The sequence below is a fragment of the Candidatus Roizmanbacteria bacterium genome, assembly GCA_016700135.1.
GTDB lineage: Bacteria > Patescibacteriota > Microgenomatia > UBA1406 > GWC2-37-13 > UBA1450.
This window is the reverse complement of record CP065004.1, coordinates 192,777-209,045: the sequence shown is the minus strand read 5'-3', so window position 1 is coordinate 209,045 and position 16,269 is coordinate 192,777. Positions and strand designations below refer to the sequence as shown.

Annotated in this window: 19 protein-coding genes; 15 read left to right on the top strand and 4 right to left on the bottom strand. The window is 42.5% G+C overall.

Features of this window, described 5'->3' with window-relative positions:
• Window positions 1-112: 112 nt before the first annotated feature.
• Genes IPM65_01045 through mvk form a run of 9 tightly spaced genes read left to right on the top strand, consistent with a single transcriptional unit; the run spans window position 113 to window position 4,710 of the window.
• The gene (locus tag IPM65_01045; GenBank protein QQS44176.1) at window positions 113-595 is read left to right on the top strand and encodes a hypothetical protein; all 483 of its coding nucleotides are present in this window, start codon (window positions 113-115) and stop codon (window positions 593-595) included.
• Window positions 586-1,041: a hypothetical protein gene (locus IPM65_01040; protein QQS44702.1), complete on the top strand. Its 456-nt coding sequence runs from the start codon at window positions 586-588 to the stop codon at window positions 1,039-1,041. The genes IPM65_01045 and IPM65_01040 overlap by 10 nt, the downstream gene beginning before the upstream one ends.
• Window positions 1,001-1,165 carry a hypothetical protein gene (locus IPM65_01035; protein ID QQS44175.1) on the top strand — a complete coding sequence of 55 codons (165 nt, stop codon included), beginning with the start codon at window positions 1,001-1,003 and terminating at the stop codon, window positions 1,163-1,165. The genes IPM65_01040 and IPM65_01035 overlap by 41 nt, the downstream gene beginning before the upstream one ends.
• A gap of 13 nt (window positions 1,166-1,178) precedes the next feature.
• Entirely contained in the window at window positions 1,179-1,271 is a 93-nt protein-coding gene (locus IPM65_01030) for a hypothetical protein (GenBank protein QQS44174.1), read from the top strand.
• Window position 1,272: 1 nt separating this feature from the next.
• Complete coding sequence (locus IPM65_01025) at window positions 1,273-1,575, top strand: hypothetical protein (protein QQS44173.1); 303 nt, start codon at window positions 1,273-1,275, stop codon at window positions 1,573-1,575.
• Entirely contained in the window at window positions 1,457-2,293 is an 837-nt protein-coding gene (locus IPM65_01020) for a hydroxymethylglutaryl-CoA synthase (protein ID QQS44172.1), read from the top strand. The genes IPM65_01025 and IPM65_01020 overlap by 119 nt, the downstream gene beginning before the upstream one ends.
• 4 nt (window positions 2,294-2,297) lie before the next feature.
• The gene (locus IPM65_01015) at window positions 2,298-3,455 is read left to right on the top strand and encodes a thiolase domain-containing protein (protein ID QQS44171.1); all 1,158 of its coding nucleotides are present in this window, start codon (window positions 2,298-2,300) and stop codon (window positions 3,453-3,455) included.
• Between the two features lie 2 nt (window positions 3,456-3,457).
• Window positions 3,458-3,763: an OB-fold domain-containing protein gene (locus IPM65_01010; protein QQS44170.1), complete on the top strand. Its 306-nt coding sequence runs from the start codon at window positions 3,458-3,460 to the stop codon at window positions 3,761-3,763.
• A complete protein-coding gene (mvk, locus tag IPM65_01005; GenBank protein ID QQS44169.1) occupies window positions 3,760-4,710 on the top strand; it encodes a mevalonate kinase in 951 nt (316 codons plus the stop codon). Before IPM65_01010 ends, mvk begins: the two co-directional genes overlap by 4 nt.
• Before the next feature lie 2 nt (window positions 4,711-4,712).
• Here mvk and IPM65_01000 read toward each other — a convergent pair whose 3' ends face one another.
• Window positions 4,713-5,117 carry a hypothetical protein gene (locus IPM65_01000; GenBank protein ID QQS44168.1) on the bottom strand — a complete coding sequence of 135 codons (405 nt, stop codon included), beginning with the start codon at window positions 5,115-5,117 and terminating at the stop codon, window positions 4,713-4,715.
• Window positions 5,114-5,431, bottom strand: coding sequence for a hypothetical protein (locus tag IPM65_00995; GenBank protein QQS44167.1), 318 nt, complete (start codon window positions 5,429-5,431; stop codon window positions 5,114-5,116). The genes IPM65_01000 and IPM65_00995 overlap by 4 nt, the downstream gene beginning before the upstream one ends.
• Before the next feature lie 75 nt (window positions 5,432-5,506).
• On the opposite strand from IPM65_00995, the gene uppS reads away from it, so the two are divergent.
• From uppS to IPM65_00975, 4 genes are read left to right on the top strand one after another with little or no spacing between them, the layout of a single operon-like run.
• A complete protein-coding gene (gene uppS, locus IPM65_00990; GenBank protein QQS44166.1) occupies window positions 5,507-6,202 on the top strand; it encodes a di-trans,poly-cis-decaprenylcistransferase in 696 nt (231 codons plus the stop codon).
• A gap of 48 nt (window positions 6,203-6,250) precedes the next feature.
• On the top strand, window positions 6,251-7,297 hold the full coding sequence (locus IPM65_00985) for a Fic family protein (GenBank protein QQS44165.1): 1,047 nt from the start codon (window positions 6,251-6,253) through the stop codon (window positions 7,295-7,297).
• Between the two features lie 3 nt (window positions 7,298-7,300).
• On the top strand, window positions 7,301-9,088 hold the full coding sequence (locus IPM65_00980) for an ATP-dependent DNA ligase (GenBank protein QQS44164.1): 1,788 nt from the start codon (window positions 7,301-7,303) through the stop codon (window positions 9,086-9,088).
• Window positions 9,089-9,090: 2 nt separating this feature from the next.
• Window positions 9,091-10,053 carry a hypothetical protein gene (locus tag IPM65_00975; protein ID QQS44163.1) on the top strand — a complete coding sequence of 321 codons (963 nt, stop codon included), beginning with the start codon at window positions 9,091-9,093 and terminating at the stop codon, window positions 10,051-10,053.
• A 186-nt stretch (window positions 10,054-10,239) separates the two neighbouring features.
• Here IPM65_00975 and IPM65_00970 read toward each other — a convergent pair whose 3' ends face one another.
• On the bottom strand, window positions 10,240-11,010 hold the full coding sequence (locus IPM65_00970; protein QQS44162.1) for a glycosyltransferase: 771 nt from the start codon (window positions 11,008-11,010) through the stop codon (window positions 10,240-10,242).
• 509 nt (window positions 11,011-11,519) lie between these two features.
• Complete coding sequence (locus IPM65_00965) at window positions 11,520-13,838, bottom strand: hypothetical protein (protein ID QQS44161.1); 2,319 nt, start codon at window positions 13,836-13,838, stop codon at window positions 11,520-11,522.
• A 77-nt stretch (window positions 13,839-13,915) separates the two neighbouring features.
• Here IPM65_00965 and IPM65_00960 point away from each other — a divergent pair, with 77 nt between their 5' ends.
• Window positions 13,916-16,075, top strand: coding sequence for a valine--tRNA ligase (locus IPM65_00960; protein QQS44160.1), 2,160 nt, complete (start codon window positions 13,916-13,918; stop codon window positions 16,073-16,075).
• 35 nt (window positions 16,076-16,110) lie between these two features.
• On the top strand, window positions 16,111-16,248 hold the full coding sequence (gene rpmH, locus IPM65_00955) for a 50S ribosomal protein L34 (GenBank protein ID QQS44159.1): 138 nt from the start codon (window positions 16,111-16,113) through the stop codon (window positions 16,246-16,248).
• Window positions 16,249-16,269 lie beyond the last annotated feature (21 nt).

Below are 16,269 nucleotides of genomic sequence, written 5' to 3'. Positions count from 1 at the left end.
TTTTTCCGGATTGTATACAGCATGCTCTTATATCTGATAGCCGTTGTACCGTATTCAATCCTTTTGTATTCTTTGAAGTTTTTCAGAATTCCTTTTTGTAAGAATTTTGTAAGTGAATGATTTTCTCCAGGAGTACGACTACAAGTACATGAACTTGAGAAGTGCAAAAACAACGAAAGAGCGACGGACATTGATTGAAACGGAAAAACAAGTTTCATTAAAGTCATTGACCGGGGTTTTGGTAGATGAGGAAACAAGTATTCACTGTGAAAATCTGGTCGGAGCCATCTCTCTTCCGCTCGGTGTAGCCGGTCCTCTTAAAGTACTCGGCTCTGAAAAAACATATGAAACACTCATTCCTTTAGCTACGACTGAAGGCGCACTTGTCGCATCGGTCAGCCGTGGATGTAAAATCATCTCCCAAGCCGGCGGAGCGATGACAACTGTTGACCCTGTCGGGACAACGAGAGGTCCGGTTTTCGAGACAAAAAGTATCCGACACAGTCGGGAATTGATTAAGACAGTCCAATCACATTTTGAAGTTCTTTCAGCAGAAGCCGAAAAACATCATCTCACCTTGAACTTATTGATATAGAAACGGCAGTAAACGGAAAGTATGTATACATGCGTTTTGTATATGATACCGATCAGGCCATGGGTATGAATATGGTGACGATTGCGACTGATCAGATTGTTTCCTATATTGAAGGGCATTTTGACACGAGATGTATTGCAGTAGCAGGAAATTATGATGTTGACAAAAAACCGGCATGGCTGAATGTCATCCGCGGAAGAGGCAGGGTTTGTCAAGCGGAGATTGTCATTCCGGAAAAACTTGTCATTGATCTTTTGAAAGTCACGCCGAAAGCACTTGCAAAGACGGTCATTATGAAATGCTGGGCAGGATCAATGATGTCCGGCTCGATGGGTTTTAATGCTCATTTTGCCAATATCGTTGCCGCCTTTTTTTACCGCGACAGGACAGGATATCGCTCATGTCGTGGAGGGATCACTCGGCATCACGACAGCAGAAGTCTGTGAAAACGGAGATCTTTATTTTTCTGTTTACATGCCTGATGTCATGCTCGGCATGGTCGGCGGAGGAACAAAGCTGAAAACACAGACAGAAGCGCGCAGTATGACAGGCGCTTCAAACACAAAATGAACTAGCAGAAGTTTTGGTTTCCGCCGTGCTGGCGGGAGAATTATCACTTTTGGCCTCTATTACGGAGAAGACCCTTGGAAAGGCCCATAAAAAATTAGGAAGATAATATGATAGGAATTGTTGACTACGGATTTTATATCCCAAAATATCGGATCAAAGTAGATGATGTCGCAAGACAGTGGGGAAAATGTACCGACAAGGTCGAACGGTCCTTGCGTGTCACAGAAAAAGCCGTAGCCGGACGTGATGAGGATATGGTGACTATGGCCTTTGAAGCCTCGACAATGGCACTTGCAGGACACGAAGGGCTCAAAAAGATATCGGAGCGGTATTTATCGGATCAGAAACGTTTCCGTATGCAGTCAAGCGGTTTCTACATCGCTTGCCGATTGGCTCGGCCTGTCGAATGATTATCTTGCGTATGATACTCAGTTTGCCTGCAAAGCGGCAACAGGAGCCCTTATTTCAGCTCAGGCTTTGGTGAAGTCGGGAGATATCGAGTATGCCCTAGTCTGTGCGTCTGATAAAGCAAATGCCCGACCGAAGGATACTCTTGAGTACTCAGCAGGATCAGGTGCAAATGCCTGGCTTCTCGGGACAAAAGATGTAATACTTGAAATTATTGACTGGCATTCATATTCTTCCGATACTCCGGATTTCTGGAGGCGTGCAAAGGCCGATTATCCTTCACATGCGGGACGTTTTACGGGATCACCGGCATACTTCAGGCACATTCTTTCATCCTCAAAAGCCCTTCTTGAAAAACAGAATATTACCGCGCAGGATATCACATACGGTGTGTTCCATATGCCAAATGGCAGTTTTCCCCTGAAGGCAGCACAGAAGCTCGGTTTTACCAGGGAGCAAGTCGAAAAGTCATATGTTGTGCCGGTACTCGGCAACTCATACTCTGCATCTGCTTTGATGGGACTTGTTGCAACGTTGCAATATGCGAAGGCAGGAGATACAATATTTTTCGCTTCATACGGCTCAGGCGCAGGTTCAGATGCAATCCTTTTTAAGGTGACGGCGGCTATTGAAGAACGAAGAAAACAGTTTAGGGAAGCAATCGAGAAAAAAACATATATTGATTACGGCACATACATGCAGTACATGCATATTATCTAAAACCATGAAAAATCAAAACGCAATAATCGGATACTATTCGACGAAATTCGGAGAGCTTTGGGACAAAACTCTTGACGATCTCATTCTAAATGCTTTTCAGGGAATCTTACAGGAAACCAAACTGGAGCCATCTGATATCGATGCGGTTTTTTTGGGAAACATGCTTGGGGGAGTTGTTGAAGAGAACCTTCTGCTTTCAGCACATATTTCTGAGCTTACGGGAATACATGTCCCGGTATATCGTGTTGAGGCTGCGTGTGCATCAGGAGGTTTGGCGTTCCAAACGGCTGATGAGTATCTGAAAAGTCATCCTGATTCCTCGGTGATGGTTCTCGGCGCGGAAAAAATGACGGATATCGGAGCTTCTGAGATTACAAGAAGTCTTGCTGCTGCAGCATCCGTGGAGGAACAGTCAGCCGGGCTGACGTTCCCCGGAGTCTATGGATTATTAGCCCAGATGTATCTTGATACTTACGGCTACAGTGAGGAGCATTTGGCCAGTATTTCCGTAAAAAACCATGCCCATGGAGTCCTGAATGAAAAGGCACACTTCAGAAGATACGTGACAATCGATAATGTGCTGGAAAGTCCGTATGTTGCCTATCCTTTAAAGGTTCTTGACAGTTCCCCGATCTCAGACGGTGCCGCTGCGGTGATACTTTCAAATAAAAAGGAATTGATCTCCAAATCAAAGGCAGTAAGCATTCTGGCAAGTGAGGTCGCGACTGATTCAATTTCGATTGCAAAACGGAAAAAACTGGACACACTGGAAGCAACGGTCATTGCTGCGGAAAAAGCATTTCATCATGCGGGTATAGACAGACAGGATGTGCATGTTATGGAAGTACATGACTGTTTTTCAATAGCGGAAATTTTGGCCTTGGAAGATCTCGGTTTTTGGGAAAAAGGACAGGGAGGTAAGCTGGCGAAAGAGATGGTCACCTCCCGTGATTCAGGCAGTAATCTCATCGTAAACACATCTGGAGGATTGAAAGCTGCCGGTCATCCGGTCGGAGGTACGGGTATCAAACAAATAGGAGAGATATATCTCCAGTTGACCGGACAGGCAGGAGAACGGCAGGTAAAAAATCCGCAGTTCGGCCTGACTCACAACGTCGGCGGAAGCGGAGGAGTTGCAGTAGTTAGTATTTTAGGAGCGTAATTATGTCGCAAAGTGCAGTACGCGTCTGGCGTAAACAACAACAGGATAAAAAGAAATTAGGGCATACCGGGACTATCAGGTCATGGACGGAAGTGTTTGTTTCACCGCCGAAATTTGATTCGATCACACCTTACACAGTTGTTCTGGTGGAACTTGATACAAAGGAACTTGTCTACGGGCAACTGGTTGATTTTTCCGCAGATGAACGGAAAATCGGTGCAAAAGTGACATCGGTCTTTCGGAAAGTCGGTGATGTGGGGCCGGAAGATGTTGTTGAGTACGGAGTCAAGTTCAAACCTGCAGCATGATGATAACATATTCTGCCCCGGGGAAGATTATTCTTTCAGGAGAACATTCCGTTGTCTATACTAAGCCGGCACTTGTGACAGCAGTCGATCTACTTCTCACTGCTACGATTCAAACGGGAACTCCCTCGAAGTTTGATCCAAAAGTGAAGGAAGCCTTTGCATACTGTGACGGCATTGTAAAAGCGTATCTGGAAAAACAGTCTGTACATATACATGATCAGGAATTCTCTTTTTCCGTACGTTCCGAGATTCCTGAAGGACGTGGAATGGGTTCATCTGCAGCATTTTGTGTCGCGACCGTGGCTGCACTTCTTCATTTCTATACCGGAAAACCATACGACAAAGAAACGATCAATTCGCTTGCCTATAAATGTGAACATCATTTTCACGGCATGCCGTCAGGAGTTGACGTCAGTGCTTCCTGCTTCGGCGGGCTTATTTACTATCGGAAAGAGTTTGAGTTTTTGAAGTATATTTCGGCGCTCAACTTCAAAATCCCCAAAAACATACAGGACAAACTCGTATTAATTGATTCCGGAAAACCTGTGGAATCTACCTCGGATATGGTGAAGCTAGTCGGAAAAAAATACAATACGGAGACTTCAGCCATGGAACAAACGCTTGTCGGTATCGAAAAAGTGACTAAACGGATGGTTGTATCAATCGTGAAAGAAGATCTTACCTTTTTTTCCGAGTGTATTGGAGAAAATCAGAAATTGCTTGTCGACTTTGGGATCGTATCAACAAGCACACAAGCATTGCTCGATGAACTTACACCGTACGGTGTAGGGAAGGTGACAGGAGCCGGCGGACAGCAGGAAGGTTCAGGGCTGATTTTGTTCGTTATAAGAGATACGGAAGGATTCGAAACTTATTGCAGAGAGAAAAAACTCCGTACAATTCCTTTTCAGCAAAACTTTGAAGGAGTACTAGAAGTCAGGGAATAGTACTACTGCTCCTGAATAGTCGGCAGTGAAAATCTCCAGTTCCCCTGTGCATCACGTTTGATAAGCCCGAGAACATCTCCTGCTACTGCTGCAAATAATCCCAGTGCGGCAACCATGATCACAATACCGAGCACGGCATTCGTCATTTTCTGTCTTGCCTTATCCAGTTTGTCCTGATCTCCTCCGCCGGTGATCCAGTCAAATGCACCCCACAGAAGATAAAAAAGCACCAGAATCACACCGATGATAAGAGCCATGCGGATGCTGAAAACCATGATGCGGGAGATTCCTTCAACCGGGTTCGTCCAAGTCGGACCGGGGGGCTTCACGGGTGTACCGAATACGTTGCTGACCGGTGAAGTAAGTAATATCTGGTTCGTTTTCTCAAAAAGTATTGAAAGGTTCATATTGGAATTTCAAGTTTGAAAATAAATGCAAGCAGCCGGACGATCAGGAATGCAGCCACAATAATAAGCATTCCGACGGCAGCATACACAGCGGTTTGCCGTGCCTGCTGGAGTTTGTCAGGTTCATCACCGGCAGTCAGGATTTGATACCCTGCCCACATAAACATCGCACCGAAAATGACAACGCCGATAATGGTCAGAGTAGGTACAACGATACTGAGTAAGGTGTTTATGTCTCCGAATCTTGAGGCGGGAAAAATGTCTTTATCACGTATATCTATCTGAAGAAGAGATTGAAAGGCTAGCTTATACATATACCAATGAGTGTATACCAATCCTGAGGCAAAAGCAAGATATATGCTTACGTGATCTTGTTATAATATGGAGTTATGCATCAATCAGAACTCAAACATGTCGCAATTATCCCTGACGGAAACCGCAGGTGGGCCCGTTCTAAAGGGAAGCCGTCGATAGAGGGTCATCGGTATGCCGTAGAACACACCCTTCCTGATCTGTTTGATGCAGTCCAGGAATTGGGGATTGAGTATTGCACCGTGTGGCTGCTTTCTCCGGAGAACTTCACTAAACGGACGCAGGAAGAAGTCAGTAATCTCCTGTGGCTTCTCAAACTATTCCTTAAAAAACGGATTGAGGAGCTTGATAGGAAAAATGTGAGGATGCGCATTATCGGTGATATAGCGAATCTACCGGCAGACACACAAAAAGAACTTGAGGCGGCGATCGAAAGAACAAAGACAAATACCGGCACTGTAGTTACGTTTGCCATAAATTACGGCGGCAGAGATGAGTTGGTTCGCGCGATAAGAAACATTGTACGGGAACATGTTGATCAGGAATCAATAACCAAAGAATATATCTCAAACCGTATTGATACAAAAGATCTGCCTGATCCCGATCTTGTGATTCGAACAGGCGGAGACAAACGCACTTCAGGTTTTATGCTCTGGCAGGCCGAATATGCAGAATATGCATTTGTTGACAAGCTTTTCCCTGACTTCACTCCCGCTGATCTTAAACAATGCGTCGAAGATTTCCTCCATCGTCAGAGACGGTTCGGTAAGTAATTATTACCGCATATTTCTCTCATTTTGTATATAATGAGGGTGCAAGATATGTTCTCTCCCAAGTACAACATAACCAATAAAATTCTGACGAATATTTCAAAGATTGAAGCAACTGAAGAGGTTATTAAGCATGCTCCGATACTCCCTTTATGGGAAAAAGAATTTCGTGAAGATGCCATAGTCAGATCAGTCCATCACGGTACACACATTGAAGGAAATATGCTCCAAAAGGATGAGGCAAAAGACGTCCTTCGGGGAAAAGATGTGATGGCACGGGCACGTGATGTCCAGGAAGTGATGAATTATCGGAAAGTAATTGATTTTATTGATGAAGAAGCAAAAAAACAGGTCCCTGAAGTCACGGAAAATACAATACAGAAAATACATTCGATCGTTGTAGATAAAATATTACCGCCCGATCAGGCCGGTGTCTACCGTACCAAACAGGTCGTAATCCGGAATTCACAAACAGGGGAAGTGACGTTCAAACCGCCTGCTCCTGTTGAGGTTCCGTACCTAATGAAGGAATTTGTCACATGGATTAACCTGACAACCAAAGATGACCTTCATCCTGTTCTGAAAGCTGGCATTGCGCATCACGAGTTTGTCCGTATTCACCCGTTTCTTGACGGGAACGGAAGAGTTTCCCGAAGCCTTGCGACACTTCTTTTGCAACAGGGTGGATATGACATCCGCCGGTTTTTCTCCCTTGAAGAATATTATGACAAAGACGCCATCATGTATTATGAAAACCTGCAAAAAGCCACAAACGGAGATATGACTTCATGGCTTGAATACTTTACTTACGGCGCCGCAGTTGAATTTGAAAAAATTAAGGATAAAATCCTCAGACTCTCAAAAGATGCCAAACTGAAAGAAAAATTCGGAGGGAAACAAATTTTTTTGACGGAAAGACAAGTGAGATTAATAGAATATATGCAGGATATCGGTTATATCCAGAACAAAGGTTTCGCTTCAATATTTCCGGATATTTCCGAGGATTCGGTGCTCCGTGATCTGAAAGATTTGATCGACAAAGGACTTGTTAAAAAAATCGGAAAGACGAAAGCTGCCCGTTACGTGCTTACAGGTTAACCTATGACATTTCAAGAACTATCTCAATACATCAAAAAAATTGAGGATACCTCCTCAAGACTGGAGATTACAAAAATTCTGGCTGATTTATTCGGGAAGCTCACGCCTGATGAGTATGAAAAAGCCGTATATCTGCTGCAGGGTCAGGTATCTCCGAAGTATGATGACGTAAATTTCGGCATGGCGGAAAAAATGGTGATAAAAGCAGTTGTCTCTGCAATGCAGGTGGATCATAAGGATTTTACGAATGAATACAAGAAAATAGGAGATCTCGGAGAAGTTGCACAAACATTAAAGGAAAATAATCCGTCATTTGAGCAAAGAGACCTCAGTATTATTGAAGTCTTTGATACGCTTCTGAAAATGGCTCAGGCAGAAGGGGTCGGCTCTCAGGATGAAAAAATAAGATTGCTGGGTTCTCTCATTAGACAGCTAGATGCCCTTTCAACGCGTTTTGTCGTACGCATTCCGGTCGGTGCCTTGAGGCTCGGATTTTCTGACATGACCATACTTGATGCATTGTCATGGATGATCCAAGGCGATAAAGGGCTTCGTGAAGTGCTTCAGGGAGCATATCATGTGTATCCTGATCTGGGGCATATCGGCAAACTGATTAAAGAAAAAGGAATAGAAAAAGTGCGGGATATTCAACCCGAAGTTTTTACACCGATCATTATGATGCGGGCTGAGCGTTTGTCATCAGGTGAGGAAATCATTGAAAAGATCGGAAGATGTGCAATTGAACCGAAATTTGACGGCTTCAGAATTCAGGTTCATAAAAAAGGCAAAGAAGTAAAACTTTACACTCGGGGACTTGAGGATGCTACTTTTATGTATCCCGATGTCGTTTCAGGTGTGCAAAAAGAGCTGAAAGCGGATGAGGCAATCATTGAAGGAGAAGCGATAGGATACGATCCTATGGCGCAAAGTTTTCTTCCGTTTCAGGAGACCGTACAGCGGAAAAGGAAATACGGTATTGAAGAAAAAGCGAAAGAAATCCCGCTCAAATTATTTGCATTTGAACTTCTTTATGCTGACGGTACAAACTATGTATCCGAACCGTTTACCAAACGCCGCGAAGAGCTTGTAAAAAGAATAAAAAACACGGGTGACCGTGCTTTGGATACGGTGATTGTAGCCGATGACACCGTGATTGAAGATCCGCAAAAACTGGAACTGATGTTTGATGATGCGATTACAAAAGGACTGGAGGGTATTGTCGCGAAAAAACTTGACGGTACCTATCAGCCGGGAGCACGGGGATGGAACTGGATTAAATTTAAGAGAAGCTACTCCTCAAAAATTGATGACACTATCGATTGTCTTGTCATGGGTTACGATTACGGAAAAGGGAAACGTGCTTCCTTCGGGATCGGGGCATTTTTGGTCGGAATTTATGATGAAAAAAATGATCAGTTCCTGACTGTTGCCAAAATCGGGACCGGACTCACGGATGAGGAATGGCGCGAATTAAAGGTAAAAAGTGAAAAATTGACAAAGGACAAAAAACCGGCTGCATATGAAGTTGATAAGCTTATGGATTGTGATGAATGGATTTCTCCTGAAATTATTGTCGAGATTAAAGCTGATGAGATCACAAGATCACCGGTCCATACCGCAGGAAGAAAAATGAAACCGACAAAGTCGGGAGCGGGAGAAGAAGTAGAAACACCCGGATATGCCCTTCGTTTTCCCAGACTCGTGAGATTCCGTGATGACAAATCTCCGACTGAAGTGACAACACTGCATGAAATAGCCGATATGTTTTCGTTACAATACTCAAATAAATAACCATGAAAGCACCTCCTCTTATGGGATTCGGGGTGAATGTGGATCTCAATCATTTTACGACAAAAGACATAGATGTCCTTATCAGGGCACTGATTAAGCTCAAAGCACGATGGGTAAGACTGGAAATCGATTACCTTAAATATGTTCATCGGGAAAAGCTTGATGCAATAGATTATTTTTGTTCTCAATGTCTGAATCATGACATCGTTGTCGTAGGATTGTTTTCTCAATTTGTACCTGCCTCACTGCAGAATATTTTTTTCCCCCATCATATCCATACACCCGTTATGTCCAATATGGAACCGTTTTTGAAATTCGTATCCTCTGCAGTACACAGATGGAGAGACCTTATTTTTTATTGGGAAATCTGGAATGAGCAGAATTCAAAGCGGTTTTGGATTAACAAACCCTCACCTGGGGAGTATGTAACATTCTTAAAACATATACGGGAAATCATTCATAAAGAGAATCCGCAGATTACGATTATTTTCGGAGGAGTAAACGGAAATGATATTACACCTATGATGTATATGCCTAGGCATTACTTCCATTACAAAGGGTTTATTGAAGAATGCATACGTCTTGGAGCCGAAAAATACGTTGATATGATAGCATTTCATCCGTACACATTGTCCTGCTATGTTTCCTTTAAAAAGCCTGAGCAAATTACCGAAGAAATCATATCCCGAATCAGAGAAACACGCGAAAAATACAAAAAACACCGGCTTATCATTTCGGAAATCGGAGTCAGCCCGCTGCTGAATCCCAAAGTTGATGCTTCAGGAATTGCGTATATCTACAAACGGATTATTTCTTACTGTGAGTCGATACAGATACCCGTAAGCATTTATGCACTTGCGGATCAGCACGGCAGTCACTACGGTTCGTTCAATCCGGACCGGGATTTCGGCTTTCTAGATTATGATCTTCAGGAGAAAGATCTACTCAAGGAATTTACTGCGTGATACAATATCTCTATGAAACAGTTTCATGACAACAGAATTATAGATACATGGATGAAGGGATCTTTGGTATTTGTTTCGGTACATCTTATTATATTGGCCGTTATGGCGATCCAGCAGAAATCTTTTACACCTTTCAATGTTTTTTTTATTTTAGATCTTCATCTGTACTTCCCCCAGTTGTTGGATTCAGCTCTCAGTATTGTCTTTTCTGCGCTTATTGTGGTAGGCGTTTTTGGCTTTTTCTATTATCGCCGGGTGTGGTAATTTATTCTTCAAGTCAGGCCATCTTTGGTGAAGACAGGTTTTGAACCACCGTACTGAATAATCCGTTGCTATTGAAGAAAAATTGTAGTTGATGCGGCGTGCCGATACTTTGTTGAGCATAGCGGGCTCATATTTGATGGTACCGATACGGCTGAGATGTATAGCTAAATCAATATCTTCATGTACGGCGCGGTCATCCAGACAGACGTCATTTCGGACCTTCTCCCATGCAGATTTCCTCAGAGCAGTATTCGGCCCGTGTGTTGTCTCATGACCAAGCATAAGTCTTGTCCCCTTAAAAAAAATGATGGATTGAAGCTTGGTTGTCGTACCGGGCAGAGGGGCGTCATAAAAAAATGTAGGGCCGGCAAGAGCAACAATGTTTTCATCCGCAAAGCCTTTCTTTATTGTTGCAATCCAATTCGTCGGAAGGATGGCATCTGCATCGGTTCGGGCGATAATTTCATATTTAGCCTCATCATACCCTCGATTTCTGGCTGGTGTCATACCCTGTGTCTTTTCGTGAACTATTCTCACAGGATATTGCTTAGCAATTTCTACGGTTTTGTCTGTACAGTTGTTGTCGACAATAATGATTTCATCTGCTTTTTCTTCCTGTTGCATGAGTGATTCCAAACAAGTACCGATATATTTTTCCTCGTTATATGTGGGAATTACGACTGAGACTTTCATACTTCTATTGTAGCAAACTCCAGAACTGTTAGGAATCTGTAATAAATAGCCGTAAATACAGTTATCCACAAGGTGTGTATAACTGAAAAAATATTGATACAGCAGTCTATATATGTTATTAAAAACTATAGGATGCTGTAAAAAGTAACCAATAATTACTATAAGACTTGACTGGTGTTGAAAAGTGGATTACGATAAAGATATGAAATTGACACCGGTCAGATTTGCGAACAGAGGAAAAAGAAACAGCTCTAAGTTTTTAAACAACGATATGAAGAATTTCGGACGGAAGCAGTTGTTTGCACTGATGAATAAAAATCTGTCGTTGCCGTTTCAAATAATACAGCTATAAAAATCTACCGCTAAAGGGGGACAAAAAAAGAAAGAGCATCACTACCGCTCGTATAAAGGGGACGACGTATAGTAATGCTCTTTTTTTATTCTTGATACTATTCAAGAACAACCTAATTAACGATATCATAACCCTGATATCTTGTCAAGCATATTGTCTAATATACCTTATACAGAGCCCCAAAACCATTATCGGACTGGAATACTTTGATCCCTATTTGACCGAATTTTTCCTCATTGATATTGGGATATTTTTCTCTTTCAATATTGGAGATGACTACATACTCAATATCATATTTGTTGATGAGGTGCTTGGTTTGTTGGATATCTTCGGACTGATACAGAGCCTCAATGTCAGGAATCCGATCTCCGACTATACCCGGTGACCCTCTCCACAGCCATTGATGTACCCACCAGCCGGCAACGGTCGGTACTCCGGTGTATGCTGACACCCGGTCATAATCGGTATATGAGTCTCCCTGAGCCTCAAGAATCACCGGCTGTCCGGCAATATTATCGTTGATATAGTCAATGATCTCTTTATCCTGCGGGTACATACTTGCCATCCAGGAACTGCCGTCCAGGTTAGGAGATTTACGGTACGTTTCGATGTCGTACAGTCCCGGGTAATAGGAAGGGAATGCAAGGAAAGGATAGATGAAAACAAATATAAAAAAGAATGCAAATATACCTCTCAGAACAAAACGTAGTTTTGATTTCCACATACCGATACGGTAGAACACATAGGCCGAGCTGATACTCATCATCATAAATGCCTGATATCCCATCTTAAACATCGTATTTGCCCGGAAATGGCCGGGATAGATGTCTTTGATATAAAAGAACTCGGGTACCAGTATCAGAAACGTTCCGTATGCAAACAACATCAGAACAAAGGAGTCAATCCATATAATCGGTGATTTATTAAAATGACCGTTCTTCCAAAGAAAAACGAGAAGGAGAATAGCGGATATCCAAAAGAATCCCCACAATACAAACAGCATATAAATCGGAGATACCTGACAGTTTCCCTGCTCGAACAAAAACGGGCCGAGTTTTTCCAGTTTGACCAGAAAATCCGGGCTGCAGTTGACTCCAATCGAGCTGGCAAAAGGTTCAAAAAACCACGAAAACGGAAGGGTCGTCACAACAAATGATGCAATCGTTATCACGGACAGTGCTATGAATTTGAGCGTCGTACGATAGAGATAGAAAAACATGACAAATGCGATAAGAAGATAGATCGGACCGTCGAAAGCATTGGTCATATAATTGATGCCGATCATAAAACCGATTAAAACGGAAAAAATCGCTTCTGTTTTTTGAATTTTTAGTGAATGTACCTTCTCTTTGATATTGCTGAATGATGTTTTTTTCTTAAATAAATTGAAAATATTGAAACCCTTGAAAAACTCAGGTTTCTTTTTGTCTGTACTATGCCAAAACTCAAAAAATCTCCAGATGATTGCAATGGTGACTAATACGAGCGGAATATCAAATACATGTCCGTGCAAATCCGCAACGACATAAGAATATGACGGGAATTCATGGATCGTGAAAGGGATGAATCTGGTAGCATTTGGGTACCAGTAACTTGAGTTTTGGACAATACTCTCAAACAACCCTTTACCGGTACTCATGGTCGTGGATATGTCCTTCGGAGACTGGAAAATCTCCCAGAAGGGTATAGGTTTATCATTCGGATATCCTTTTGTCAAAGTATAAATCGTATGGAGATTCCCGCCGAGGTTAACCATAAAGCTTCCCAAAAGTCCCGTTATAACTGACGGAATCCTGCTTAAACCTTTTCCTTTATTCAGCAGTACTTGTAATCGTTGCACGATTGAGGCAGTAAGTGTAAAAGCGAGTGTTATTCCCTGTGCAAAAATCGTTGCCAGTGTGAGATTGTATCCGACAAAAGGGTTAATTCCGGTAAGTTTTATCAGGAATGATCCGGTCAAATGCCCGAAATAGTAGTAATTGATCGGATACCCATCAGGGTGAGTAGGATCGGCCGAGAGCCACATGTCTTTCGGGGGGAAATATTCGGAGCGGTTAATTGACTGCATAAATCCGAAATCCATAAATTTTTCGAGTCCGTGTATGGACGGTTCCTGTCCCCGTACAAATGAAAGCGCGACAAGGCCGATGAAGAACATAATTTCAATCCCGCCGATCAATAACCATGTTTTCGGATCGAGTTTCTTGATCTCAATAATTTCCTTTTTGAAATATCTGAAGATCATAAATCCGGAAATGATCAGCAGAATAATCAGGCTTTCCTTTGAAAAAGGCAGGATATGCAGAATACCGAGAAGGAAAATTGCATAGCTGAGAATGATAATACTTATTGTTTTTGAAAAGGCGTATCCTTTATCAATAAATGTTCCGAATAATCGCTTGGAAAGGGGCCAAAAAAGTAATCCGAGAACCGCAAGATACAGGTACCAGTTAAGTATTGATATAAACCATTCCATATAAGTGCTAAGATACTACGTTTGTATTGCAATTTCAAGCTATTTTTGATACATTACAGCTACATAGAAGGAAAAATATGGACAATACTTACAACTATAAACAATACGAAGAGAAGCTCTATCATTTCTGGGAAGACAAAGGATATTTCAAAGCTCAAGTTGATAAAAAAAAGAAACCGTTCTGTATCATTCTTCCGCCTCCGAATGCTAATGCCGACCTTCATCTCGGGCATGCAATGTATGTATACGAAGACGTGATGATCCGTTACAACAAACTGATGGGAAAAGAAGTTTTGTGGCTCGCCGGAGCGGATCATGCCGGAATTGAGACGCAGTTTGTGTATGAAAAACATCTGAAAAAAGAAGGGAAAAGCCGCTTCGATTTCGATCGGAAAACACTGTTTGATAATATCTGGAACTTCGTGATGCAAAACCGGGGTACGATGGAGAACCAATTAAGAAGACTGGGATTTGCTTTGGACTGGTCCAATAAAAAGTTTACGATGGATGAGGATATTGTAAAAATCGTATATCAGACATTTGCAGATCTTCATAAAGAGGGATTGGTTTATCGTGCAAACAGACTGGTGAACTACTGTACTTCATGCGGAACATCATTTTCTGATCTTGAAGTCGCTGACAAAGACGTGCAGGGAACATTGTATTACGTGCAGTATCCTCTGGTGGATGGTTCGGGACATATTACCGTTGCGACAACCCGTCCTGAAACAATGTTCGGAGATGCGGCGGTGATGGTGCATCCTTCTGACAAACGATATAAAACATACATCGGAAAATCAGTAAAACTTCCGTTGACTGATAGAGAAATCCCAATAATCGCGGATGACTATGTTGATCCGAAGTTCGGTACGGGTGCGGTGAAAGTGACTCCTGCACATGATTTCAATGATTTCGAAGTAGGGAACAGACATACCCTTTCTTATGACACGGTGATTGATTTCGGCGGCAAGATGCAGAATACCGGTGTTGTCGACGGTGTGTACTTCACGAAAGCACGGAAAATCGTATTGGAAAAACTTGAAGAAGGCGGGTATTTGGAAAAAACGAAGGATCACGCGATGGTGGTCGGTACTTGTTATCGCTGCGGTTCAGTGCTGCAGCCCCTTCCGAAAGAGCAGTGGTTTATCAATGTCCAACCTCTCAAAGATAAAGCTATCGAACTTGTGAAGCAGGATAAGATTCAGGTGCATCCCAAACGGTTTAAACGACAACTTATCGCGATCCTTGAAAACTTTATTGACTGGAATGTATCTCGACAAATTGTATGGGGAATCCGTATTCCTGCATATAGGTGTATGAGTAAAAATCAATCTGGGTCCTTCGGTAAAACTCAGGACAGTTCTTCTGCGAAGAACTGGTTTGTGAGCGTTGAAGAACCTAAAAAGTGTCAGGTCTGCGGAAACTGCCAGTTTGTCCAGGATGAAGACACATTTGACACCTGGTTTTCCAGTGCCCAGTGGCCATTTGCGACACTACAGTCAATTTCAAAAGACTATTTTGATTATTTTTATCCGACATCGGTCATGGAGACCGGATATGACATTTTGCGCGCCTGGGTATCCAGGATGATTATGGTAGGATACTATGAAACAAAACGGGTACCGTTTGAACATGTATTCCTGCACGGAATGGTCCGTGATTCGAAAGGACAGAAGATGAGCAAAAGCAAAGGAAACGTGATCAATCCGCTCGATATGATTGAGAAATACGGAGCGGATGCATTGCGATCAGCGCTCATATTCGGTACCAAAGAAGGCGGAGATGTCGTACTTTCCGAAGACAAAATCAGATCTATGCGCAATTTCGGGAATAAAATCTGGAACATAGGCAGATTTATATCGATGAATAAAGACAATAACAGTAAAAATGCCGAAAAACTGACCGAAGAGCAAATGACAAGTATGAAGCAGCTGGAGAAGGAATTTGCCGCTTTTGAGAAAAAGTATCACCAGCACTTTAAAAAATTTGAGTTTGCAAAAGCTTATGATCTTTCATACGATTTTCTCTGGCACCGATTTGCAGATTTATACATAGAACAGTTGAAAGGAGCGATGCAGAGTGGTAATATGGGTGCTTACGAACTGCTCGAAGAAGTCTACACCAAGACGTTGAAGATGCTTCATCCGTATGTGCCTTTTGTAACTGAGGCAGTATGGCAGCAGTATTTCGGAGATGAAGTCTCAATACTTGATACTCCGTTCGCAATCACAAGGTAATTTGTTTACAATATTTAGAAGTTATACAGAACACTATGGCAAAGCAAACATATCAGCCCAAGGCAAAAAAGAAAAAGACAACACACGGATTTCTTTCCCGAATGGCTACCAAAAAAGGCCAGGATGTCATCAAACGCAGAAGACAAAAAGGACGTAAGTCACTTTCTATCTGATTGATGTCGTGAAGCCTACTT

Coding starts and splice junctions, on each gene's coding strand:
- IPM65_00975 (QQS44163.1), top strand. CDS start 9,091: ATGAAAGCACCTCCTCTTATGGGATTCGGGGTGAATGTGGATCTCAAT.
- uppS (QQS44166.1), top strand. CDS start 5,507: ATGCATCAATCAGAACTCAAACATGTCGCAATTATCCCTGACGGAAAC.
- IPM65_00960 (QQS44160.1), top strand. CDS start 13,916: ATGGACAATACTTACAACTATAAACAATACGAAGAGAAGCTCTATCAT.
- mvk (QQS44169.1), top strand. CDS start 3,760: ATGATGATAACATATTCTGCCCCGGGGAAGATTATTCTTTCAGGAGAA.
- rpmH (QQS44159.1), top strand. CDS start 16,111: ATGGCAAAGCAAACATATCAGCCCAAGGCAAAAAAGAAAAAGACAACA.
- IPM65_01025 (QQS44173.1), top strand. CDS start 1,273: ATGATAGGAATTGTTGACTACGGATTTTATATCCCAAAATATCGGATC.
- IPM65_00985 (QQS44165.1), top strand. CDS start 6,251: ATGTTCTCTCCCAAGTACAACATAACCAATAAAATTCTGACGAATATT.
- IPM65_01010 (QQS44170.1), top strand. CDS start 3,458: ATGTCGCAAAGTGCAGTACGCGTCTGGCGTAAACAACAACAGGATAAA.
- IPM65_00970 (QQS44162.1), bottom strand. CDS start 11,010: ATGAAAGTCTCAGTCGTAATTCCCACATATAACGAGGAAAAATATATC.
- IPM65_00965 (QQS44161.1), bottom strand. CDS start 13,838: ATGGAATGGTTTATATCAATACTTAACTGGTACCTGTATCTTGCGGTT.
- IPM65_00995 (QQS44167.1), bottom strand. CDS start 5,431: ATGTATAAGCTAGCCTTTCAATCTCTTCTTCAGATAGATATACGTGAT.
- IPM65_01015 (QQS44171.1), top strand. CDS start 2,298: ATGAAAAATCAAAACGCAATAATCGGATACTATTCGACGAAATTCGGA.
- IPM65_01000 (QQS44168.1), bottom strand. CDS start 5,117: ATGAACCTTTCAATACTTTTTGAGAAAACGAACCAGATATTACTTACT.
- IPM65_00980 (QQS44164.1), top strand. CDS start 7,301: ATGACATTTCAAGAACTATCTCAATACATCAAAAAAATTGAGGATACC.